A 22,595-nucleotide genomic window follows, 5' to 3' on the forward strand; every position below is an offset into this window, starting at 1 on the left:
GGTGTTCCGTTAACGACGTTGCAGTTGATCAAGTAGGGCGCCGCCTTCAAAGTGGTTTTCCATAGCTTCTTCCCAGCTGCCAAACACATCTTCAACTTCAAAAAGTTCGGTATCGGGGAATTGGTCGGCAAATTCGGCTACCACTGTTTCATCGTGAACGCGATAGTTAAAGCCCGCCAGCAAGCGCTGGGTGTCTTCACGGTAGAGATACTCAAGGTAGCTCTGGGCAAGGTCGCTGTTACCATTGCGTTCAGCATTTTCACCTACCACCGCAACGGGGAACTCTGCCAGGATACTGACCGGCGGCACGATAACCTCATAGTCGTCGCTGCCATATTCGCTACGGATGTTGTTTACTTCTGACTCAAAACTGATCAATACGTCGCCAATGCCGCGTTCGATAAAGCTTGTGGTGGCACCGCGGCCGCCGGTATCAAACACCGCAACATTGCGTAGGAAGGTGCGCATGAAGTCTTGAATCTTTTCTTCATCGCCATCGAATTCATTTTCCGCAAAGCCCCAAGCCGCTAGATAGGTATAGCGTCCGTTGCCAGATGTTTTTGGGTTGGGAAAAACGATTTGCACGTCTTCCTTCGCGAGATCATCCCAGCTTTCGATTCCTTTTGGGTTGTCTTTACGCACCAAAAACGCCGTCGTGGAGTAGTAAGGGGAGGCGTTATTATCGAACGCGTCTTGCCAGTCTTCGGCCACTAGGCCGGCATCCGCAAGTACTTGAACATCAGTCACCTGGTTAAAGGTAACGACATCCGCACGCAAGCCTTGCATGATCGCGCGCGCCTGTGCGGATGAGCCGCCGTGAGACTGGCTAATGGCAATCTCTTCACCGTGCTCTTCTTGCCACCATGCTTGGAATTCCGGATTGATCGCTGAAAACAGTTCACGGGCAATATCGTAAGAAGAGTTCAGTAACTCGCGCTCTTGAGCCATTGCCGTGTTTGAAACAGCGGTGACAGCCACCGTAGCGCCAACAGCCGTGGCTATCAGGCTGCGGCGCAGGCCAGTACGGAAAAAAGTAGGTCGCGTCATTACAGGCTCCTTGTATCTGGGGGCGATTTAATCGCAATGAGGATAAGGTTAAACCTGTGATTGTGGAATTACAATTATGTTTTATATTCTATTTGGGAATATGTATTAAAAGATATGCATTTATTGTCGGCTGAGCTTTAACAGCAGGGAGATGGGGCTTCTTAGGTGGCTCTGGTAAGATAGGGGCCTTCCTTTCCCCTGTTAACCTAGGAATGCACTATGAGCGCTGAGCAGGACTTCCTGATTGCCCCTTCGATTCTATCCGCTAATTTCGCGCGTCTTGGTGAAGAAGTCGACAATGTGTTGGCCGCTGGGGCCGACATTGTCCATTTCGATGTCATGGACAATCATTATGTGCCGAACCTGACGATTGGGCCGATGGTCTGCAAAGCCCTGCGCCAGCACGGCGTGACGGCACCCATAGATGTACATTTAATGGTTAAACCCGTGGATCGTATGATCGGCGATTTTAGTGAGGCTGGGGCGAGTTACATTACATTTCACCCGGAAGCTTCTGAGCATGTGGATCGCTCGTTACAGCTAATACGCGATAGTGGCTGTAAAGCAGGGCTGGTATTTAATCCGGCAACACCGCTTTCGTATCTCGATTATGTCATGGACAAAATTGACATGATTCTGCTGATGAGCGTTAACCCGGGCTTTGGCGGTCAGTCATTTATCCCCAGCACGCTGGGTAAATTGCGTGAAGCTCGGGCGCGTATTGATGCTTCAGGCCGCCCTATCCGCTTAGAAATCGATGGCGGCGTTAAGGTAGATAATATTGCCGATATCGCCGCTGCGGGTGCCGACACCTTTGTCGCTGGTTCAGCTATTTTCAATGCTCACCAGTCAAGCGACCCGCACGGTTACGATAGCGTTATCCAGCAAATGCGCGCTGAGTTGGCAAAGGATAACGGCTAAGCAAACAGCTTAGTGCAATTTCATACGGGGCTTTAAGTAGCGGTTTAACTTATCAACCAGCCATGCGAGTCCCGTTTTGGGTGCGCCATGAATAGATAGCTGATGCATTCGATAAAGTGAAGCGTAGGCTTGGCGCGCTAACCAGCCCTCTAAAAATAGCCCACGAGACGCGGAACTGCGCATCAACTTTCCTACCGCATCGTAGCGGGCGAGCGACACCAGCGAACCGTGGTCACGATAAGTAAAGCTTTGCAGTGGTTTGTTATCCAAGCAGTGCACCAAGTTTTTGGCGAGTAATGTTGCCTGTTGATGAGCAGCCTGTGCCCGTGGCGGCACGGAGATGCCTTCGCCCTGAGGGCAGTCGGCGCAGTCACCTATGGCAAAAATATAAGGGTCATCTACGCTCTGCAGCGTTTGGTGGACGTTAATTTGATTTTTCTTATTAGTGGTCAGGTCTAGTTCAGCCAAAAATGGCGGTGCTTTAATGCCTGCTGCCCACACGTTTAGATCCGTTTTGATAACCTCTCCGTCGCCTGTTACTAATTGATATTGCTGAGCTTCTTTAATAGCGGTGCCGACGTGAACGGTGACCCCCATGCTTTCTAGCTCTTGCAGCACTGTTTCGCTAATACGCTCTGACAAGCCGGGTAGTAGGCGGGGAGCCGCTTCGATGAGGTGTACGCTAATCGTTTGGTGGTCAACAGCGGTTACGCCGTAGGCGTTAAGTAAGCGCGAAGCATCTAGAAGCTCGGCAGAAAGCTCTACGCCCGTTGCGCCGCCGCCTACAATGCCAATAGTCAGTTCGGCGTTTTGGCGCAGCGTTGGATCGGTATAACGCAAAAAGGTATTGATCATATCGCGCTGAAACGCTTTGGCTTGCTGAGGCGAATCAATAAAGTGGCAGTGTTCCGCAACACCCGCTGTACCAAAATCATTTGAAATACTGCCGAGCGCTATTACTAAATAATCGTAGGTTAGTTTTCGAGAGGGAAGGATTTCAACGCCGTCTTCATCTTTGATGGGTGCTAGGTGAATGACTTTTTGTGCGCGATCAAGGCCATTTAAAGAGCCGCGCTGGTAACGGTAATGGTGCGCGGAAGAGTGGCCGCGGTAATCCACTTCATCCATGCTAGAGTTCAATACTCCGGTAGCGAGTTCGTGTAACAGCGGTTTCCATACATGGGTGGCATTGCGGTCTAGCAGGACAATCTCGGCGCGCTTTTTTTTGCCCAGCGTGCGTCCTAAGCGTGTTGCTAGAGCAAGTCCGCCAGCGCCACCGCCGACGATCACAATTCGGGGGATGGTCATTACTTTCTCCTCGGATAAGATGATCACAGCATAGAGCTTCCGGGCGTGGTTGGCGACGTGCTAAGTCGGTAGGATAAAAGAACTAGCCGCGATTACGTTTACTAACGGCCATTTTTTGAAAAATATTTTTACCTAGCCTAGGGAGAGAGAGCGTGCATGCCATTTTGCAGGGTAAGCGGTTAATTGCATTTGATTTAGATGGCACTTTGATTGATTCGGTCCCGGATCTAGCGATAGCGGTTCAGCGCTCGCTCAGCGATGTTGGGCTGCCTGCGCCTAGTGAAGAGCATGTGCGCGATTGGGTGGGTAATGGTGCGCAGGTACTTATTGAAAGAGCGCTAACCTGGGCACTCGCTGATGCGCCAGGACAGGCATTGCAAACCACCGCCTATGAGGCTTTTATGCGCCATTACGGTGCTGCCCCCAATGCACTAACCCGGCTCTATCCTGGCGTGAGAACAGCGCTGCATGATTTGCACAAAGCAGGCTATCTACTGGTGCTGATTACTAACAAGCCAGAGCGCTTTATTGCGCCAATTTTAAGCCACTTTGATCTGCTTTCGCTTTTTACCCTCTGCATTGGTGGCGACACGCTTGCCGAGAAAAAACCCAGCCCGTTACCGCTACTGCATGCGACTCAACAGCTGGATATCTCACCTTCGGCAAGTGTCATGGTAGGAGACTCGCGCCACGATATTGCTGCGGGTAAGGCCGCTGGCTTTACTACCGTGGCGTTGCCTTACGGCTATAACCACGGCGAGTCGATTGAGCATAGCCAGCCTGACGTGATTATTAGCTCATTGCTGGCGCTGACGGAGTAAAACTGTCGGTGATACGGCTGTTTTTTCTAGAACTGTTTTTTTCTAGGGCTGCTTTTCTGCCCGTGCGCCGCCTAGGTATTCATGCAGTAATTCAGCATTATGGCGCAACATAGCAGGGTAGTTATAGGCAGGGCCGTCTGTGTCACTTAAGGTGTCTGTGTATAAAGGCCCTGCCAGCGAAAGCTCCGTTGCTCGGGCATGTGCATCCATGTGGATATAGGGAGAGGTGCTTTCATAGAACAGTGCAGGCGGGCGCTGTTGCGAGAGGAGCATGCTCATTTCTTCCATTGCCTGCGCACTGCCAATGGTCTCACTGCCAATCCCCCAAATGGCGGCGTACTCAAAACCATAAGCACGGGCAAAGTAAGCCATGGAGGCTTCGCTGGTAGTGAGCATGCGATTCGTTTGCGGGATGCCTTCCAAGCGTTCCCGGAGTTGATGATCTAGCAGCGCCAGTGCTTCACGAGTTTCAGCGGCACGCGTGGCAAACGCCTCAGCCTGCTCGGGATAGCGTTCGATAAGCGTTTTTTCTATGACATCAACATAAGCGGCTGCCCCTTTGGGGTCCATCCACATATGCGGGTCAGTGTTATCTTGATACTGGCCAACTAGAATCGTTAGCGGTGCATAGTCGGCACTTTCTGCAAGTGCTGTGAGCGTTAGTGAATCGTCTGCCATGGCTTCAATATGCCGTATCCATGGCTCTAGCCCATACCCGTTGTAGAAAACAATGTCAGCTTCTTCGACAGCTAGGGCATTTGGCGGTTGAAGCTCCCAGCGGTGCACATCTTCGCCTGTGGGCACAATAGTGGTAACGCCGATGCTGTCGCCTGCGACACGCTTCACTAAATCTTTAATGACTGAAAACGAAGCGATAACCTTAAACGAGGTGTCTCCCAGCGCGTGACTGCTGCAGACAGTCGTCATCAATACGAGCGTTATTATCCAGGGTGCTCGATTGTCCATGTCACGCTCCTAACGCATTAAAAAGTCGGCAGATGATAAAGACAGTCAAGGCCCGTTGCTAGTTTCGTTATGCTGTCAAGTTGTTTAAACCTAGCAGAAAGGGCTAGCCACTCTCTTTCAGTATTTTTGATTACCTTGAAAAGTCCCTCACTAGTTTACTGATAAACTCAGTGTTTGTTTCTCACTAAAAATTACCAGAGTATTGGGCGTGTGTATGTCCTAGCCGACCCTTGGCTCTGCAAGTGGTGCTTGGGTTGGGGTATCATCCCTACCAAGGGGTTTGATTAATGTGATGGAGTAGCTGCGGCGATGGCGCAAGTGCGGGTAGTGCAACGTGTATTGATGATCGATAACTACGACAGTTTCACGTTCAATATCGTCCAGTACCTGGGTGAGCTGGGTGCCGAGGTAATGACCTATCGTAACGATGAGCTTACCCTTGAACAGATTGACGCCTTAGCGCCTACTCATCTAGTCATTTCACCGGGGCCCTGTACCCCTAATGAAGCGGGCATCTCGCTGGCGGCGATAGCCCACTTTGCGGGTAAACTGCCTATTTTGGGGGTTTGTCTTGGTCACCAGGCGATTGGACAAGTCTACGGTGGTAAAGTGGTGCGAGCGCCCCAGGTGATGCATGGTAAAACATCTGCCGTTGTGCATAGTGGGCAAGGGGTTTTTCGCGGGCTTGAAAACCCGTTAGAAGTGACCCGTTATCATTCACTCGTGGTAGAAAGAACAAGCTTACCGGAGTGTTTTGAAATCACTGCCTGGACCTCAGACGATGACGTTACGCCAGGGCTGATAATGGGCTTTCGTCATCGCAGCCTGGATGTTGAGGGGGTACAGTTTCACCCTGAGTCAATACTCACGCGCCAAGGCCATGCGTTATTGGCTAACTTTTTAAAACGCGGCTGATTGCCAAATTTACACGCTTTAGGGGCTTTTCTGTTCATGCAAATGCGAGATGCAATTAACGCGGTGATGCGCCGCGAAGACCTCTCTTTCAATGCGATGCACGCGCTAATGCGCCAGATCATGACCGGCGAAGCCTCCGATGCGCAAATTGGCGGCCTGCTAGTGGGGCTTGCCATGAAAGGCGAAAGCGCCGAGGAAATTAGTGCGGCGGCTCAGGTTATGCGCGAACTCATGAAGCGCGTTGAACTGCACACTGACAACGTCGTCGATATTGTTGGCACCGGCGGTGATGGTGCGAACCTGTTTAATGTTTCTACGGCGGCTAGCTTTGTGGCTGCTGCTGGCGGCGCCCATGTCGCTAAGCATGGTAACCGCAGTGTCTCGTCATCGTCGGGCAGTGCAGACCTTTTTGATATTGCCGGTATTTACCTAGACCTTAAGCCTGAACAAGTGGCGCGCTGTATCGAACAAGTAGGTGTGGGCTTTATGTTCGCTCCTAATCATCATCCTGCCATGCGCTTTGCAATCGGGCCGCGCCGGGAAATGGGCGTGCGCACGCTGTTTAACATCCTTGGCCCATTGACTAACCCTGCAAGTGCACGTAACCAAGTGCTGGGGGTTTACTCTCCAGAATTAGTGCCATTGATGGCTGAAGTGCTCCGTAAGCTTGGCAGCCACCATGTGTTAGTAGTTTGCTCTGAAGATGGCTTGGATGAAATCTCCTTGGCGGCACCGACGCGGGTGGCTGAACTAAAGGATGGCGAAATTACCGAGTACACCATCACTCCAGAAGAGTTGGGGATTGAGCGACAAAGCTTAGCTACGCTTAAAGCAGCCAGCGCCGAAGACAGCTTACGTCTGGTAAAAGCTGCATTGAGTGGTGAGGGGGCAGCGGCAGATATAGTGGCACTTAATGCGGGCGCTGCGCTTTACTGTTCAGGTGTGGCCGATAGCTTAAAAGAGGGCGTAATGGTGGCTCAGGATGCACAGGCTTCCAAGCTGCCGTTAGAGAAGCTCCGAGAGCTTTCACACTTCACTAGCGTCTTTAAAGGGTAAACTATCAAATGACTGACCAGGCAACGCCAACAATTTTAACGCGTATTTTGGCTCGTAAAGACGAAGAAGTAGCCGAGCGCCGACAGGCGGTTTCTGAAGCAGAACTGCTGGCGTTGGCTGACAAGCAAAGTGCCCCCCGTGGCTTTATTGCTGCACTGAATGCCCGTATTGCCGCTGGTGACGCAGCGGTTATCGCTGAGGTGAAAAAAGCTTCGCCTTCCAAGGGCGTGATACGTGATGACTTTCATCCTGATGATATCGCTAAGCGTTATGCAGAGGGCGGCGCAGCCTGCTTATCAGTATTAACGGATGCCGATTTCTTCCAGGGACATGAAGACTTTCTAATCGCTGCCCGCGATGCCTGTGACCTTCCCGTCATTCGTAAAGATTTTATTACCCATGGCTATCAGGTAACCGAGGCGCGCGCCATCGGGGCAGACTGTATCTTGCTGATTGTCGCTGCCCTCGACGACGCTCAGCTGCGCGATCTGCACCAGCAAGCTAATGCATTAGGCATGGATGTGCTGGTAGAAGTGCATGACGCTGTTGAGTTAGAGCGTGCCCTAGCGCTGGATTTAAAGCTGGTGGGCATCAACAACCGTAATTTGCATACCTTTGAGACCAGCCTGAACACCACATTAGACCTGCTGCCGCGCATTCCTGAGGGCGTCACGGTCATCACGGAGTCTGGTATCCATACCCGTGATGACGTGGAGCTTATGCGCGACCATGAAGTGAACGGTTTCTTAGTTGGTGAAGCCTTTATGCGTGAAGAGGACCCAGGCCAAGCCCTCAAGCAGCTGTTTTTTTAATCGATAGTGTTAAACGCTTATTAACTGGCCCGCTTGAGGCACGTAAGTAGCGCCTGAAGCGGGTGGTGTAATGTTTGCGCTGAGTAGCGTTTCACCTGGCTGCGGCAGGAGTAGCCGGTGGCGAGCAGCTTGCCCGTGTTTTCGTCGGCTTCCACCTGGGGCTGCCAGGACTGGGCATAAATGGTTTTGGAGGTTGCGACATTACGGGTTTCATGTCCGTAAGTGCCTGACATGCCGCAACACCCTGTGGTGGCTAACGCCAGCTCTAAACCAAATGCCGCAAACACCTGCTGCCAGGCCTTTGGGCTGCCGGGGGCGTTGGTCTTTTCGGTACAGTGAGACAGCAGCTTAAAGCCAGGGTCGGTTAGGTTCAGTGGGCGAGGCACTAGCGTGTTCATACGCGTGGCCAGCCACTCTTGCAGCATCAGCACGTTGGGCACTTGCTCGGCCCCTAAGGCTTTGACGTACTCTTGGCGGTAGGTCAGCGTCATCGCTGGGTCGATCCCCACCATGGGGACGTCGAACTCTGCCAGTGCCCGCAGGCGCTTGGCCTGTTTTTCCGCCGTGCGCTCAAAGGCGCCTAAAAAGCCCTGCACTTGCAGCGGTTTGCCGTTGGCAGAAAATGGCATCACAAACACCCGCAGATTCAGTCGCGACAGCAGTTCCACCACGTCCATCACCAGTTTGGCTTCAAAGTGGCTGGTGAAGGCATCCTGGACAATGATCACGCTGTTGGCACGCTGCTGTTCAGTCAGCAGTGCAAGCGAGGTAGGCGTAGCTTCGGCCACGCCCCAGGCGCGCAGCTGCTTTTTCACGCTGGCGCGGGAAAGCTGCGGGGAGTCGCTCACTCCCAGCCCTTTACGCATTAGGCTATCGACCCAGCGCTGGTTGAGTAGGGCGTTATACAGCGGCGCTACCTTGGCAAGCGTAGGCAGCATGAACTCAGTGCCACCGATGATGTAATCGCGCAGCGGGCGTAAATAGCGGCCGTGGTAGACCTCTAAAAACTGCGAACGGAACTGCGGCACGTTGACCTTAATCGGGCACTGGCCGGCACAAGATTTACACGCCAAGCAGCCCGCCATGGCGTCATAAACTTGGTGAGAATAATCGTGGTGCTGTTTGCGGCTGAGCGTATTGGCGATGCGGTGCGGAAAGCTTTTGATAAAGCCCCAGCCGTTTTCGGCTTTCTTTTTGCGCGACTCTTCCACTACATCGATCCCTGCCTGGGACTGCAGACGCAACCACTCACGCATTAAGCTGGCACGGCCTTTAGGCGAATGCACGCGGTCACGGGTAGCCTTCCAGGAAGGGCACATGAGGTCATCAACATCATAGTTGTAGCAAGCACCATTGCCGTTACAGTACACCGCCGCGTCGTAGGCCTGCCATGCCCGCTCATCAATGGTGCGATCCAACTGGCCGCGCAGGGTAACACCATCAATCGTTAATAGCTCAGGGTCACTGTCTTTGGCGATTAATTCGCTGCCTTCGGCGGGCGATGCAATCTTGCCGGGGTTTAGCTGGTTATGCGGGTCAAACGCGGCTTTAACACGCTGTAGGCTGGGATACAGCTCGCCAAAGAATTTGGGGCCGTACTCCGAGCGCACGCCCTTGCCATGCTCACCCCATAACAGCCCGCCGTACTTCTGGGTCAGGTCAGCCACTTGATCAGAAATCTCACGAATCAGTTTTTCCTGTTCGGGATCTTTCATATCCAGCGCCGGGCGCACGTGCAGTACCCCCGCATCGACATGGCCAAACATACCGTAGGAGAGCTTGCGGGCATCCAGTGCGGCGCGAAACTCACTAATAAAGTCAGCCAAGTGCTCTGGCGGTACAGCGGTATCTTCGACAAACGCAAGTGGGCGCTTTTCGCCCTGCACATTGCCCAGCAAGCCCACCGAGCGTTTGCGCATGGCGTAAACTTTTTGGATTTGAGGACGGCCTTCCGCCAGGGTATAGCCTAAACGCTCTACCGTGGGGTCTTGGCTCAAATGGTCCGTGAACGCCCGCACCCGTTCTGCCAAGCGTTCAGGATCATCGTCATTAAACTCGATCAGGTTAATGCCACGAATTGGCGTGCTGCCGGTGGCGGGGAAAAACGTCGCCACGCTGTCCCAGACAAAGTCCTCCATGGCCAGCTGCAGCACGGTGTCGTCGATGGTTTCAATCGAGGTGGGGCGCGCGCTGGTCGTCATCAATGCCTTGGCATCGCGCAGCGCGTCCATAAAGCTGGCATAACGTACATTGACCAAAGTGGCGTGCTTGGGAATCGGCAGCACATTGAGTACCGCTTCATTCAAAAAGCCCAGCGTGCCTTCCGAGCCACACAGCAGGCTGTTCAGGTTCAGCTGGCCTTCTGCTTCCCGCAGATGCGCCAGATCATAGCCGGTTAAGCAGCGGTTGAGCGGCGGAAATTTGGCCTCAATCAGCCCGCGCTGTTGGTCAATAATTTCGGCCGCGGTGGTATGCACCTGGCCGAGTATGCCGGATTGGGCAACGGCCTGCTGCTCCTCGTCAGCGCTAAGCGGGCGGCTATGCAGATGCTGGCCTCCCAGCAGAATCGTATCCAGTTCCAGCACATGGTCACGGGTTTTGCCATACTCGCAGCTGCCCTGACCGCTGGCATCGGTGGAGATCATGCCGCCGATGGTGGCGCGATTCGAGGTCGACAGCTCCGGGGCGAAAAACAGCCCATGGGGCTTCAGCGCCGCGTTGAGCTGATCTTTCACCACGCCTGCCTGAACGCGCACCCGCCGCGCCTCAACATCAATCTCGAGGATCTGGTTCATATGGCGGGAAACGTCCACCACGATGCCATCGGTCAACGACTGGCCGTTGGTACCAGTGCCGCCCCCCCGAGGAGTGAGCACGACATCGCGGTGGGGCAGCTCGGCAGCCAGCTTGGCAAGGCGTTCCAGGTCTTCCGCATGCTTAGGAAACACCGCCGCTTGGGGCAGGCGCTGATAAATCGAGTTATCCGTTGCCAGCACCGTGCGGTTGGCATAGTCAGGGGCTATCTCGCCTTCGAAGCCACGGGCGCGCAAGGCGTCGAGGAAACGCACGTAATGAGTGCTTAGGCGTTTAAGCGGGGCCGTACGAGAATCCAAAGATGCAATCATAGTTGATCAAGCCGTCACTGCTGGGAGCGGATAGGGGATACGCTACTTTACCGCAGCTACCGCGGCTCTGCATCTTGATGGCGCGTCTTATGCGCTGCCAAGCGCTTCTTTCACCAGCGCTGCGCTGGTCGCATTCATGGGCAGTGCCAGAGCAAGTGCATGTGCTTGGGGGGACATCTTGCCCCAAGTTTTTTGCACAATACGCACCATATGATCGTGCTCGACCTTGCGGGAGAAATCTGCAAAGTAATTTTCCAAGAACACTAGGCAAGCGCAATCTTCCAGCGTTTGCACATCGGCATCGCGGCCAAGACCTTTCTTACGGATAAGCGTTGCAGTTCGTTCGGCGTCTGCAGCGCTATAACCAGCGTCACGCATCAGTTGGGCAGTGGTATCGCCCGCGCGCTCACTTTGATCGCGACGCCAGGTTAAATAGCCTATGCGTCCTTCAGGATAGTCGCTGCGCGGCACAAGCCAGCGCTGGAGATGCTGGGCGCGCACTGCCAAGCGTAGCAGCTCGGCAGGGGCAGATTGTAACTGTGCTAACCAATGGCTCATACGCTGGGCGTAGGCAAGCTCTTGGGGCAGGGGTGTGCCATCGGCAGGGGTGGTTTGGCGCGGATCTTGGGCGTGCAGCGCATCAATGGCCGTTAGAGTTTGTTCAAACGCAGAAGGCATAAGAGCTCGCATGGTTAGGGGGGTTAACAACATGCTAGCAGGTTAGCGCCAGGCCATAAAAAAAGCGCCCGCTACACAAAGGCAGCAAGCGCTAAAGTAACATTCATAAAGAAGTCTATGCGCGGTTGTTGTTATACACCTCTTCGTTTAGTTCGCCTTCGCTTTTACCCACTAGTGTCGTGACCATCAAATCACCCGCCACGTTTACGCTGGTGCGAGCCATATCCAGAATACGGTCGATACCGGCAACCACCGCAATCGCTTCCAGAGGCAGGCCAATTTGTGCCATTACAATCGACAGCATTATGAGACCCGCGCCGGGAACGCCTGCGGTACCAATTGAGGCCAGCGTGCCGGTGGCCACAATCATGCCGTAATCCATCATGGTTAGATCGGTGCCGGTCATCTGGGCAATAAACAGCACGACTACGCCTTGGTAAAGCGCTGTGCCGTCCATGTTAATCGTCGCGCCTACGGGAAGCACAAAGCCAGATACGCCCTCTGAAACCCCGAGGTTTTTTTGCGCGCAGCGAATCGATACCGGCAGCGTGCCAGCAGACGAGGCCGAGGAGAACGCCACCACAATGGCATCCAAGCTACCTTGGAGGTAGCGCATAGGGTTCAAACGGCCAAGTAGTGAAATAAACCCAGAGTAAATTACCAACACATGCAGAATGCAGGCGAGATATACCACGCCAATCAGCTTGGCCAGCGGCAGCAGGATTTCTAAGCCGTACTGGCCAGAAACATGGGCGATTAAGCCAAATACGCCGAAGGGCGCAAAGGCCATCACAATCCCCGTTAATTTGTACATCGCCTCGGCAAAGCTATCGAAGACCTTCATAACCGGCTCGCCTTTTTCGCCAATCAGCGTTAGCGAAATACCTAAGCCAATAGCAAATACAATGATCTGCATAATGTTGCCATTCGCCAGGGCATCGAGAGGGTTGCGCGGCACCAAGTTGACCAGAATAGAAATCAACGAGGGGGCTTCGTTGGCAGTTACTTCTGTATCGAAGCTTAAATCGACGCCTACTCCTGGCTGCAACAGGGTAGAAAGCAGTAGGCCAATGCTGATCGCAAAGGCCGTCGTCACCAAATACAAGGTAATAGTGCGCGCACCAATACGGCCCATTTTTTGCGGGTCACGCATTGAGGTAATACCGACCACCAGTGTCGAAAACACTAGCGGTACAATCAGCATCATGATGGCATTAATGAAAATATCGCCGAGCGGCTTAAAGACACTGGCGGTTTCACCCAGTAACGCACCGGCTAATATCCCCAGTGCCAGCCCCGCTAAAATTTTTTTCCACAGCGCGATGCTACTCCACCAAGAAAACTTTCCCTTTTTTGCTGTTTCTTGCACGAGGCTTCTCCTGTTAAACATCCATTATTAGTGATTCGTGCTGCAAATCGGCGGGCACTCTATCACTTTGGGCTAGTGAGCCAAGGTTTTTATGCCGATTGGTAATAGCGTATGCAGGGGAGAGAGAGTTTTGTGCAGTAAACGTTCGGAGGGAATTTTTCTTGGAGGTGTGAACCTCTAATTCTCGTTTTCCAACCTCCTTTTTATAACTTGCTGTAGTAGGTAATAACTCGCTGGCGCTCCCCCATAGCTCCCCGCCGTGCTTTTGCCTACAATAGGCTTCTTTCATCACGGGCGATGTACGCCGTGTTTCACTGATTTCAGGCCAAGGGATAACTCATGCTCGATCCGAAACTGCTGCGCGGTGATCTTGATGCGGCTGCGCAACAACTGGCCCGGCGGGGCTTCGAACTTGATAAAGCGGCACTGCAAGCGCTGGAATCGCGCCGTCGTGAGTTGCAAACCCAGACCGAGCAGCTGCAAAACGAGCGCAACATGCGTTCAAAAGCGATTGGTAAGGCGAAGGCTAGCGGTGAAGATATTCAGCCGTTGCTGGATGAAGTGAGTGATTTAGGCGAGCGCTTGGACAAAGCCAAGAAAGAGCTGGCCGAGGTGCAGGAAGAGTGGGATGACGCTATCAGTGGTATTCCCAACCTTCCGCATGAAAGCGTGCCTGAAGGCAAAAGCGAAGACGACAATGTTGAGCTTCACCGCTGGGGTACGCCGCGTGAGTTTGATTTTGAGGTGCTGGATCACGTGGATCTTGGTAAGAAATCGGGCTATCTCGATTTTGAACTGGCAGCTAAGCTGACCGGCGCTCGCTTTGCGGTAATGCGTGGGCCGATTGCGCGTCTGCATCGGGCGCTAGCGCAATTTATGTTGGATACGCAAACTCAGCAGCACGGTTATGAAGAGTGCTATGTGCCGTACATGGTGAATCGCGATTCGCTGATAGGCACCGGCCAGCTGCCAAAATTTGGCGAAGATCTGTTTAAACTTAATGACGAACGGGAATACCATTTAATTCCGACGTCGGAAGTGCCACTAACGAACTTTGTGCGCGATGAGATTGTCGATCAGGCGACATTGCCAATGAAATTGACGGCTCATACGCCTTGTTTCCGCAGCGAAGCAGGATCTCATGGGCGCGATACCCGCGGTATGATTCGTCAGCATCAGTTCGATAAAGTTGAAATGGTGCAGATTGTTGAGCCAGAAAAGAGTTATGAAGCACTGGAAGAGATGCGTGGCCATGCTGAAGCAATTCTGCAGGCGTTGGAGTTGCCTTACCGCGTAGTCACGTTATGTACCGGTGATATGGGCTTTGGTGCGGCGAAGACCTACGACTTGGAAGTTTGGTTACCTAGCCAAGAAACGTATCGGGAGATTTCTTCAGTCTCTAACTGTGAGGATTTCCAGGCGCGGCGCATGCAAGCTCGCTTCCGCCACCCAGACGCTAAAAAGCCGCAGTTGTTACATACATTGAATGGTTCAGGTTTGGCAGTGGGGCGTTGCCTGCTGGCGGTGCTTGAAAACCACCAGCAGGCGGATGGCTCTATTGCTATTCCTGAGCCTCTCCAGCATTACTTGGGCGGTCTTGAGCGTCTTGCCCTCTAATTGCCCACACGACGTTGACCTCGGCATCGATACGAATGGTGCCGGGGCGATAGTCGCTAGCGGAACCACTGCCCATGGAATCGCTCTCAGCGCGCATGGCCATCATGCGGGGCTGGAAGACGGGAGCTTGGGCTTCTTCAATGCGCTGTACTTGACCAAGGCTTACGCCTAGGGTGCTGGCCATTAGGTCCGCTTTATGGCGGGCTTTCTCTAGTGCTTTGGTCAGCGCTTCATCGGTAGCGGCGTTGCGGTCTTGAAGATCAAACTGAACGCCATCTAGCGTGTTCACGCCAGCACTTATCATGGCGTCAAGCACCTCGCCCAACTGATCTATATCGGTAAGCTCAATACTGAAAGGGCGCTCTAAGCGGGTGCGCATTAACGTTTCACGCTCACCATCATCGTTGCGCGGGCCGGCGACGTGCTCAGGATAAACATTGAGTGACCCTGCATTGATGGCGCGCTGCTCAATGCCAATGTCTTCCATGGCCTTAATTAGCTCACTGGCACGATTTTCCAGTCGTTCGCGTGCGTCGCTCAGTTCGCCGCTGTCGGTATCTTCCAGCGTGGAAACCGCGGGAGTATTTTCCCACAGCCGTGCGGACAGAGTGGCTTTATCGGGCTCTACTTCCACCCATGATTGGGCTTGGACCTGTAAGCTAGGCGGGGTAGTGGGAGCAGCATGAGCCGTAGACGTTGCCAGAAGGGCGAGCAGTGCGCTGCCAAGCACGCCGTAGCGCAAGCGTTTTAGCTGTGGTGTTACTGGATTCATAAGTCACTTCCTTACTGATCGAGCCAATGTTTAATGTTAACTAACTTATACTGTGACGCTGCTTGGAAGGGCAAAGCGCAATAAAGTTCACTGGCTAAGAGTCGATGCAAAGCAATTGCTTAATGTTGTCATGGTTTGTGCAATATTGTGCGAGCGGCCATGATATCTGGATAACACGCTAAGGAAAGGGCAATGTCGAAATTATCGGATGAGGATTATCGTAGCATCCCCTTAAATGCGACCCTGGCGCTTGCTGCACTAGTCGTTATTGTGGCGGGTATGAAGGCCGGGGCGGATCTTTTGGTTCCTCTGCTACTGTCAGTATTTATTGCTGTTGTATGTACGTCGCCTGTGCAGTGGCTGCATCGTTGTGGCCTCAGTAGGGGAGCTTCTGCTTTTTTAACGCTGATGGTGCTATTGGGCTTTATTTCCTTAATTGGTTTGCTGGTGGTCAACAGCTTTAGCACCTTTGTTCAGGTGCTGCCAGATATCGAGTCGCGCTTGTATGAGCACTATTGGGCTTTGCTCAACGCGCTCTCCAGCCGTGGGCTAGCCATTAATCCTGATCAGCTTAGCAATATGCTTGCTATGGAGGACGATGGGTCGTGGGTGGCAACGTTGTTAGGCGAGCTCGGCAATCTCTTTATGCAAGGCAGTATTATTGGGCTGTTAGTTATTTTCATGCTGTTTGAGACGCTTAATTTCCGAGATAAAGTGTCCCGCGCTCTTGAGAACCCAGCGCCAAGCCTAAAGCGGTTTAGCGAGTTTAGTTTAACGCTGAAACGCTATCTAGCAGTGAAGACCGTTATTAGTTTGGCCACCGGGGTACTCGTATGGCTCTCTTGCTTGATAGTGGGAGTGGAGTTTCCGTTGCTGTGGGGGGTATTGGCTTTTGCGCTTAACTTTATCCCTAATATCGGCTCGGCTTTGGCGGCGATTCCTCCCGTACTGCTATTGTTAGTATCTCAAGATGGCGGAGTATTACAGGCGCTGTTACTCGCATCCGCCTATTTGGTGATCAATTTTGTTTTGGGTAACTTGATTGAGCCGCGAGTTATGGGGCAAGCGCTGGGGCTATCTACCTTCGTGGCGTTTCTTTCGTTGGTTGTGTGGGGGTGGATCTTTGGCGCTACGGGGATGTTGTTGTCGGTCGTATTGACGATGACATTAAAAATCGCCTTGGATAGTCATCCTCAGACTCGCTGGATTGCTCATTTGCTAGGGCCGGGAGGTCAGCGTCGAACGCGTCTTGGTGATGCACGTCGTCCGCCTTGGAAGCGTCGAGAATAAAAGGGGCGTTTAGGATGGTAAGTGCAGAGAGTTACCGCTGGCAGTACCAGCGGTAACGTTCGCGCGCGTTAGGCGTTTTGATCGATAAATTGGGTCAGCTGGGATTTAGACTGTGCACCTACTAGCGATGCCACTTTCGTGCCCGACTTAAATAACATCACTGTCGGAACGCCGCGCACACCTTGCTCTGCAGCAATTTCAGGCGCATCGTCAACGTTCACGCTAACCACTTTCAGGTTATCACCACGTTCGGCGGCAACTTCATCAACCACAGGTGCCATTACTTTACAGGGACCGCACCAGGGGGCCCAAAACTTCAGTAGGACTGGCTGTTCGGCGTTGAGGACTTCTTGCTCAAAATTGGCGTTGGTGACATCAACATTGTTAGCCATCTGTTTCTCCCGTTTGCGTTGCTCTTGCTGTTTCGTTGCCTCAAATGGAGCAACGGTCATTACGCGTTTTACTAGCGCACTTCACCGCGCCAAGTTGGCAGATGTTAGCGGGCGAAGAAGGTGCTGGCAAATTTCCTATGACGTTTAGACAACCATTATGAAAAATTTTGAGGTGTTCGTAACGGCTATTTTTTATACTATAAGTGAATTATAAGAGAATTTTTTATTCAAAATTGTATGTATGAGGCGTGTCGCCCCCCGCGTATTGCACCTTTTGGTGCTTCGCGGGTGGTGCAAGTTAGCAGCGGCGCGAGGATGCGCTTCAACGTGCTTCCTGCATAGATAATAAGGTGAGGATATGAAGCTACAGCAACTTCGCTATATCTGGGAAGTCAATCGACACAACCTGAATGTGTCAGCCACTGCGCAGAGTTTGTTTACCTCGCAGCCGGGTATTTCCAAGCAAATACGCTTGCTTGAGGATGAGCTAGGTGTTGAGATTTTTGCACGTAGTGGGAAGCACCTTACCCGCGTAACACCTGCAGGGCTGTCTATCATTGAGCTGGCAGGCCAGGTGCTGAAGCTGACAGAAAATATCAAACAAGTCGCCCAAGAGCACAGCGATGAGCGCCGGGGAAGTTTGTCGATTGCTACCACTCATACTCAGGCGCGCTACGCACTGCCTCCTATCATTAGTGAGTTTACTCTTAAGTACCCTGATGTTGCGCTACATATGCAGCAGGGTACACCGAAGCAAATTGCCCAAATGGTTAGCGAAGGCCAGGCTGATTTTGCAATTGCCACTGAATCGCTAGAACTATTCACCGACTTAGTGTTGCTACCTTGCTACCGCTGGAATCGCTGCGCTTTAGTACCTAAAGACCACCCACTGGCATCAATAGACAAGCCGTTGACGCTTCAAGCGCTGGGTGAACATCCGCTGGTTACTTATGTGTTTGGGTTTACCGGCCGTTCGCAGTTAGATGATGCGTTTAAAGCACAGGGACTGACACCTAATGTGGTGTTAACGGCCGCTGATGCTGATGTAATTAAAACCTATGTGCGACTGGGCATGGGGGTTGGTATTGTCGCCCAAATGGCGTTTGATCCCGTATTAGATGAAGATTTGGTCGCGCTGGACGCCAGTCATCTTTTCGCGAGCTCTACGACTAAGATTGGAATTCGTCGTGGTACTTTTATGCGCGGCTACATGTACGATTTCCTAGCGCGCTTTGCACCTCATCTCACTCGGGACTTGGTAGACGAAGCCTTGTTGGCTGGCCCACGTTTTGAGCATGAGTTATTTGAGGGAGTAGAGCTTCCTGAGCATTAGCAGCATCGAATAGTGGGTGAGGATAGAGGGTGAGATAGAGGGTGAATAGCGCATTAGCGTGGTTGAGCTTGCGCGCTATTCACCGTTTGTCACCTACATTTCATTTTCAGTGCTGTAAATGCAGACCACACTCACGTTTGTCTTCTACCTTGGTGGGGTCGAAGTAGTCAAAGTTGTTGGGCAGGTCGTGTGCCTCAAGATAGTAGTACATATCTTTTGCTGTCCACTGCAGCAGCGGGGCAATTTTTAATAAGCCATCGCTGTTCCGGCTGGCAGGCTGCATTTTAGCCCGCTCTGGGGTGTCCTCTGCCCGCAGGGCGGTGAACCAGACATCCGGCTGCATTGCCCGTAGGGCGCGCTCAAACGGCTCAATCTTTACTTCTTGAGTGAAGGCTGCGTGACGTGGGTCATCAATGCTGGGCATTGCCCCCTCTAGCGCTTCACGGTGAGCGCGGGTTCGCTGCGGAATAAAGCTGACCATGTTTAGGTTCAGCCGCTGGATTAAGGCATCGGCGAATTGGTAAGTGGCCTCAGTGTTATAGCCACTGTCCATCCACACGATGGGGATATCTGGACGTTCCTGAGTGACCATATGCAGAATCACCGCCTCAAACGGCCGGAAATTGGTCGTGCAAATAGGTCGCTCGCCTTGGCCAAGCGCCCACTTGATAAGGTCTTGAGGATTATTGGCGAAGTCACGATTAATGCTGTCAAGCGCTGAAGACATGCTGCCTCCTGTCATAAGGTCGAGTATGACACTAGGCTATCAAAGAGAGGGGGCGTAGCCCCAATACCGTTTGGTTTGGCTTTTATATTCCTTTTTGATTTAAAAATTTTATTATTTATTCCAAAGCGCCAATTAGATGGCGGATTTTGTCCAGCGTTTCTGTGTACTCCTCGTCTGCTTTAGAGTCGGCGACTAATCCTCCGCCGCCCCAAACATGCAGCTTGCCTGCATCTGCTACCATGGTGCGTATCGCAATTGATGTGTCCATGCTGCCCCGTTTATCGATATACCCCAGGCTTCCGCAATAGACGCTGCGCTGGCAAGGTTCCAGTTCGTCAATAATTTGCATGGCGCGTATTTTGGGCGCGCCAGTAATAGAGCCGCCAGGAAACGCTGCTGTCAGCAAAGACAGCGGTGAGCGATGTTTGGCCAGTTGGCCTTGAATCACGCTTACTAGGTGATGCACGTTGGGGTAGCTCTCTAGCTGACATAGCTGCGGTACACGAATAGACCCCGGCGCGCATACTCGCCCCAAGTCGTTGCGCAGCAGGTCAACAATCATGACATTTTCTGCGCGGTCTTTCGTGCTGCTGACTAGCTGCTCGGCTAGGGCGATATCTTCCTCCGGCGTCTTACCTCTTGCTCGCGTGCCTTTGATTGGGCGCGTCTCCACCACTCCGTCTTTACACTGAATAAAGCGCTCTGGGGAAAGCGAAAGTACTGCTTGGTTTTGCCATGCCATGAAGCCTGAGAAGGGCGTGGGCGTTGCCTTGCGAAGGCGTAGGTAAGCCTGCCATTCATCGCCTTCATAGCTTGCTGTAAACCGCTGAGCAAGGTTGATTTGATAGCAGTCGCCGGCGCGAATGTAGTGCTGAACAGTATTAAAACGCTCGGTGTAATCCGCTTGGCTTAGCTGGCCCTGAAAGGGGCTGATTAATTGAAAGTCTTTAGTAACACTGACAGGTGGCTGAGCTAGCCATTGCATGACCTGCTGTTGACGAGTTGCTGATGCAATGAGCCACGCTGCCTGCTTTTCGTGATCAAAGGTAATGCACCAATCATAAAGCCCCAAGCGTGCCAATGGTAGATTAGTAACACTGGGGTGGCGGCTGGGAATCGCAAGGTTATTACGTCCTAGATCATAACTCCAATAACCGATCAGGCCGCCTAAAAAAGGTAGCTCGCTAGGCAGGTCTTTATTGGGCAACTGATCAAGCATCCATTGCTGCTGGGCGTGCATATCTCCAGCCAGTGCCGGAGGAAGCTCAAGCTGCCTTGAAGTGAAGTTAGTTTGTCCATCAGGCATGACTTCTAGCGTGGCTAGCGGATCACTGCTGATAATGTCGTAGCGCCCGTTTGCTGATGGGCGGCCGCTATCAAGTAATACCGCACCATGGCGCTTTCGCAGGTGAGCAAAGATCTCCAGTGGAGTAGGAGAGTAGGGCAGGGCTTTAATGGTCAACGCCGATGTCATGGAGCAAACGCCAGGCCAATGGAAGGCAACGCATTCTAGAGGTCGTTAGTTGATGACACCAGTGCTAACCACTGACGCCTTTCTCACGATAGGTTAAACACGGTTAACGGAGAGGGGGTGATTGTTGACATTAACCCAAGAATAAATAGCTGGGTTACACGAAAGGTGAATAAAATCGACCATTTTGACTAGTTGACGGCGCAAATATGGCGGGCTAAAGTTCTCTTACTTCATAATTGTCGACAATTAGCCATGACCTCACTTGCTACTCTTTCTCGTTCTAAAGCTGATTCGCCCAGTGATCAGGCCTCGCCAGAAGTCCGAACGCTGGCTGAGCGGGTCTTTCATCAGCTTCAAGACGCTATTGTACGTGGAGAGCTGGCGCCGGGCAGCAAAATTACCGAGCCGGGGCTTTCTAAAACGTACGGCATCTCTCGCGGGCCGTTGCGTGAAGCCATGCGGCGTTTAGAAGCGCACCGTTTAATTGAGCGTGTTCCTCATGTTGGTGCTCGCGTTGTCAAGCTTTCTATGAAAGAGCTGCTTGAGTTGTTTGATGTGCGCGAAGCGCTTGAGAGCATGGCAGCACGCTTGGCCGCTGAGCATATGTCTGCCGAAGAGATTAAGGGGTTGCGCGAGGTGTTGGCACTTCACGAAGGCCAGGCAGATCTCAAGCGTGGCGAAGCTTACTATCAGCGCGAAGGCGATCTCGACTTCCACTATCGCATTGTTCAAGGCAGCCATAACAAAATGCTGATGAACCTGCTTTGCGACGACCTCTACTACTTAGTGCGTCTTTACCGTACCCAGTTCAGCGCCAGCGGTAAGCGGCCCCAGCTCGCCTTTGTCGAGCACCACCGCATTGTAGATGCTATTGAAGCCGGAGATGCCGAGCTAGCAGAGTTGCTGATGCGCCGCCACGTTAGCGCTTCCCGAGCCAACGTCGCCGACCGTTACGCAGCTGTTCTTGAACAACAATCAACGCCATCAGCGGATTAGTTTGTTATGCCTATCCGCCAAGCCTTTTAAAGGAGCAATGCCAATGTCCAGTTCATCTACTCTTACGCCAGGTGCTCGCTTTCGTGCTGCGCTAGACGCGAACCGCCCTCTACCGATTCTAGGCACGATTAACGCGTATACCGCGATGATGGCCGAGCGAGTAGGCCACCAAGCGATTTATCTGTCGGGCGGCGGCGTGGCTAACGCGTCTTTTGGCTTGCCGGACTTGGGTATGACCAGCATGAACGACGTGGTGGAAGATGCACATCGTATCTGCGGCGCTACCGACCTGCCGCTGCTGGTAGATATCGATACGGGCTGGGGCGGTGCTTTTAATATTTCACGTACCGTTAAAGAGATGCAGCGCGCAGGCGTTGCTGCCGTTCACCTGGAAGACCAAGTGGCTCAAAAGCGCTGCGGCCACCGCCCGAATAAAGCCATTGTGTCCCAGCAGGAGATGGTTGATCGCATCAAAGCCGCGGCAGATGCCAAGCTTGATCCCGATTTCTATCTGATTGCGCGTACCGATGCGTTCCAGAAAGAGGGCTTAGACGCCGCCATCGAACGTGCTAATGCTTGTGTGGAAGCCGGTGCGGATGCAATCTTCGCCGAAGCCGTGCATACCCTGGATGATTATCGTGCGTTCTGTTCGCGCGTAAATGCGCCAATACTGGCCAACATCACTGAGTTTGGCGCAACGCCGCTGTTCTCTCAGCAGGAGCTGGGCGAGGTGGGCTGTCGCATGGTGCTCTATCCGCTGTCTGCCTTCCGCGCTATGAATGCTGCCGCATTGAAGGTGTATCAGAGCATTTTGGATAACGGTCATCAAAAAGAGGTGGTCGATACCATGCAGACTCGCGATGAGTTGTACGACTTTTTAAATTATCACGATTTTGAGCAAAAGCTCGACGCGCTATTTGCGGAGCAGAAAGACGCTTAATAGCCGTTAATACTATCGATACTAAAACATATAAAA

20 protein-coding genes are annotated in these 22,595 nt (G+C 52.7%); 10 read left to right on the forward strand and 10 right to left on the reverse strand.

The genetic code is table 11. The annotated features are described in order from the left end of the window. Positions 1–9: 9 nt before the first annotated feature. Positions 10–1,047, reverse strand: a complete 1,038-nt coding sequence (gene cysP / locus IR195_RS06260; RefSeq protein WP_206049038.1) for a thiosulfate ABC transporter substrate-binding protein CysP — start codon at positions 1,045–1,047, stop codon at positions 10–12. A 219-nt stretch (positions 1,048–1,266) separates the two neighbouring features. Here cysP and rpe point away from each other — a divergent pair, with 219 nt between their 5' ends. Then, positions 1,267–1,968, forward strand: a complete 702-nt coding sequence (rpe, locus tag IR195_RS06265; RefSeq protein ID WP_125746766.1) for a ribulose-phosphate 3-epimerase — start codon at positions 1,267–1,269, stop codon at positions 1,966–1,968. A 9-nt stretch (positions 1,969–1,977) separates the two neighbouring features. Here rpe and IR195_RS06270 read toward each other — a convergent pair whose 3' ends face one another. Continuing rightward, positions 1,978–3,276, reverse strand: coding sequence for an NAD(P)/FAD-dependent oxidoreductase (locus tag IR195_RS06270; RefSeq protein WP_125746768.1), 1,299 nt, complete (start codon positions 3,274–3,276; stop codon positions 1,978–1,980). A 152-nt stretch (positions 3,277–3,428) separates the two neighbouring features. On the opposite strand from IR195_RS06270, the gene IR195_RS06275 reads away from it, so the two are divergent. Continuing rightward, the gene (locus tag IR195_RS06275) at positions 3,429–4,097 is read left to right on the forward strand and encodes a phosphoglycolate phosphatase (protein ID WP_206049039.1); all 669 of its coding nucleotides are present in this window, start codon (positions 3,429–3,431) and stop codon (positions 4,095–4,097) included. A 42-nt stretch (positions 4,098–4,139) separates the two neighbouring features. Here the strand turns inward: IR195_RS06275 and IR195_RS06280 are convergent, their stop codons facing one another. Next, positions 4,140–5,063 (reverse strand): metal ABC transporter solute-binding protein, Zn/Mn family, encoded by a 924-nt coding sequence (locus IR195_RS06280; protein ID WP_206049040.1) that lies wholly within the window; start codon positions 5,061–5,063, stop codon positions 4,140–4,142. Between the two features lie 309 nt (positions 5,064–5,372). On the opposite strand from IR195_RS06280, the gene IR195_RS06285 reads away from it, so the two are divergent. Genes IR195_RS06285 through trpC form a run of 3 tightly spaced genes read left to right on the forward strand, consistent with a single transcriptional unit; the run spans position 5,373 to position 7,846 of the window. Then, complete coding sequence (locus IR195_RS06285; protein WP_206049041.1) at positions 5,373–5,978, forward strand: anthranilate synthase component II; 606 nt, start codon at positions 5,373–5,375, stop codon at positions 5,976–5,978. Positions 5,979–6,014: 36 nt separating this feature from the next. Beyond that, complete coding sequence (trpD, locus tag IR195_RS06290) at positions 6,015–7,034, forward strand: anthranilate phosphoribosyltransferase (protein WP_125746775.1); 1,020 nt, start codon at positions 6,015–6,017, stop codon at positions 7,032–7,034. Positions 7,035–7,042: 8 nt separating this feature from the next. After that, the gene (trpC, locus tag IR195_RS06295; RefSeq protein ID WP_146945151.1) at positions 7,043–7,846 is read left to right on the forward strand and encodes an indole-3-glycerol phosphate synthase TrpC; all 804 of its coding nucleotides are present in this window, start codon (positions 7,043–7,045) and stop codon (positions 7,844–7,846) included. Between the two features lie 20 nt (positions 7,847–7,866). Here trpC and ydiJ read toward each other — a convergent pair whose 3' ends face one another. The 3 genes from ydiJ to IR195_RS06310 form a co-directional block, all read right to left on the reverse strand. After that, complete coding sequence (gene ydiJ, locus IR195_RS06300) at positions 7,867–10,971, reverse strand: D-2-hydroxyglutarate dehydrogenase YdiJ (RefSeq protein WP_206049042.1); 3,105 nt, start codon at positions 10,969–10,971, stop codon at positions 7,867–7,869. A gap of 87 nt (positions 10,972–11,058) precedes the next feature. Then, positions 11,059–11,649: a DUF4202 domain-containing protein gene (locus IR195_RS06305; RefSeq protein ID WP_206049043.1), complete on the reverse strand. Its 591-nt coding sequence runs from the start codon at positions 11,647–11,649 to the stop codon at positions 11,059–11,061. A 115-nt stretch (positions 11,650–11,764) separates the two neighbouring features. Beyond that, the gene (locus tag IR195_RS06310) at positions 11,765–13,018 is read right to left on the reverse strand and encodes a dicarboxylate/amino acid:cation symporter (RefSeq protein WP_146945316.1); all 1,254 of its coding nucleotides are present in this window, start codon (positions 13,016–13,018) and stop codon (positions 11,765–11,767) included. 339 nt (positions 13,019–13,357) lie between these two features. Here IR195_RS06310 and serS point away from each other — a divergent pair, with 339 nt between their 5' ends. After that, positions 13,358–14,635 (forward strand): serine--tRNA ligase, encoded by a 1,278-nt coding sequence (gene serS / locus IR195_RS06315; protein WP_206049044.1) that lies wholly within the window; start codon positions 13,358–13,360, stop codon positions 14,633–14,635. Here the strand turns inward: serS and IR195_RS06320 are convergent. Then, positions 14,580–15,407, reverse strand: a complete 828-nt coding sequence (locus tag IR195_RS06320) for an SIMPL domain-containing protein (protein WP_146945315.1) — start codon at positions 15,405–15,407, stop codon at positions 14,580–14,582. The two genes, serS and IR195_RS06320, sit on opposite strands and share 56 nt — an antisense overlap. Positions 15,408–15,599: 192 nt before the next feature. On the opposite strand from IR195_RS06320, the gene IR195_RS06325 reads away from it, so the two are divergent. Continuing rightward, a complete protein-coding gene (locus IR195_RS06325; protein ID WP_089038608.1) occupies positions 15,600–16,697 on the forward strand; it encodes an AI-2E family transporter in 1,098 nt (365 codons plus the stop codon). A gap of 68 nt (positions 16,698–16,765) precedes the next feature. Here the strand turns inward: IR195_RS06325 and trxA are convergent, their stop codons facing one another. Further along, complete coding sequence (gene trxA / locus IR195_RS06330) at positions 16,766–17,089, reverse strand: thioredoxin (protein WP_016914369.1); 324 nt, start codon at positions 17,087–17,089, stop codon at positions 16,766–16,768. A gap of 358 nt (positions 17,090–17,447) precedes the next feature. Here trxA and cysB point away from each other — a divergent pair, with 358 nt between their 5' ends. Beyond that, positions 17,448–18,422: an HTH-type transcriptional regulator CysB gene (cysB, locus tag IR195_RS06335; protein ID WP_146945314.1), complete on the forward strand. Its 975-nt coding sequence runs from the start codon at positions 17,448–17,450 to the stop codon at positions 18,420–18,422. Positions 18,423–18,528: 106 nt separating this feature from the next. Here the strand turns inward: cysB and IR195_RS06340 are convergent, their stop codons facing one another. Then, complete coding sequence (locus tag IR195_RS06340; protein ID WP_206049045.1) at positions 18,529–19,149, reverse strand: phosphoadenosine phosphosulfate reductase domain-containing protein; 621 nt, start codon at positions 19,147–19,149, stop codon at positions 18,529–18,531. Between the two features lie 115 nt (positions 19,150–19,264). Beyond that, complete coding sequence (pabB, locus tag IR195_RS06345) at positions 19,265–20,623, reverse strand: aminodeoxychorismate synthase component I (protein ID WP_206049046.1); 1,359 nt, start codon at positions 20,621–20,623, stop codon at positions 19,265–19,267. A 252-nt stretch (positions 20,624–20,875) separates the two neighbouring features. Here pabB and IR195_RS06350 point away from each other — a divergent pair, with 252 nt between their 5' ends. After that, complete coding sequence (locus tag IR195_RS06350) at positions 20,876–21,619, forward strand: GntR family transcriptional regulator (protein ID WP_125746805.1); 744 nt, start codon at positions 20,876–20,878, stop codon at positions 21,617–21,619. Positions 21,620–21,662: 43 nt separating this feature from the next. Then, complete coding sequence (gene prpB, locus IR195_RS06355; RefSeq protein ID WP_146945311.1) at positions 21,663–22,559, forward strand: methylisocitrate lyase; 897 nt, start codon at positions 21,663–21,665, stop codon at positions 22,557–22,559. Positions 22,560–22,595 lie beyond the last annotated feature (36 nt).

Origin of the sequence: Vreelandella venusta (assembly GCF_015689495.1) — a bacterium.
Lineage (GTDB): Bacteria > Pseudomonadota > Gammaproteobacteria > Pseudomonadales > Halomonadaceae > Vreelandella > Vreelandella venusta.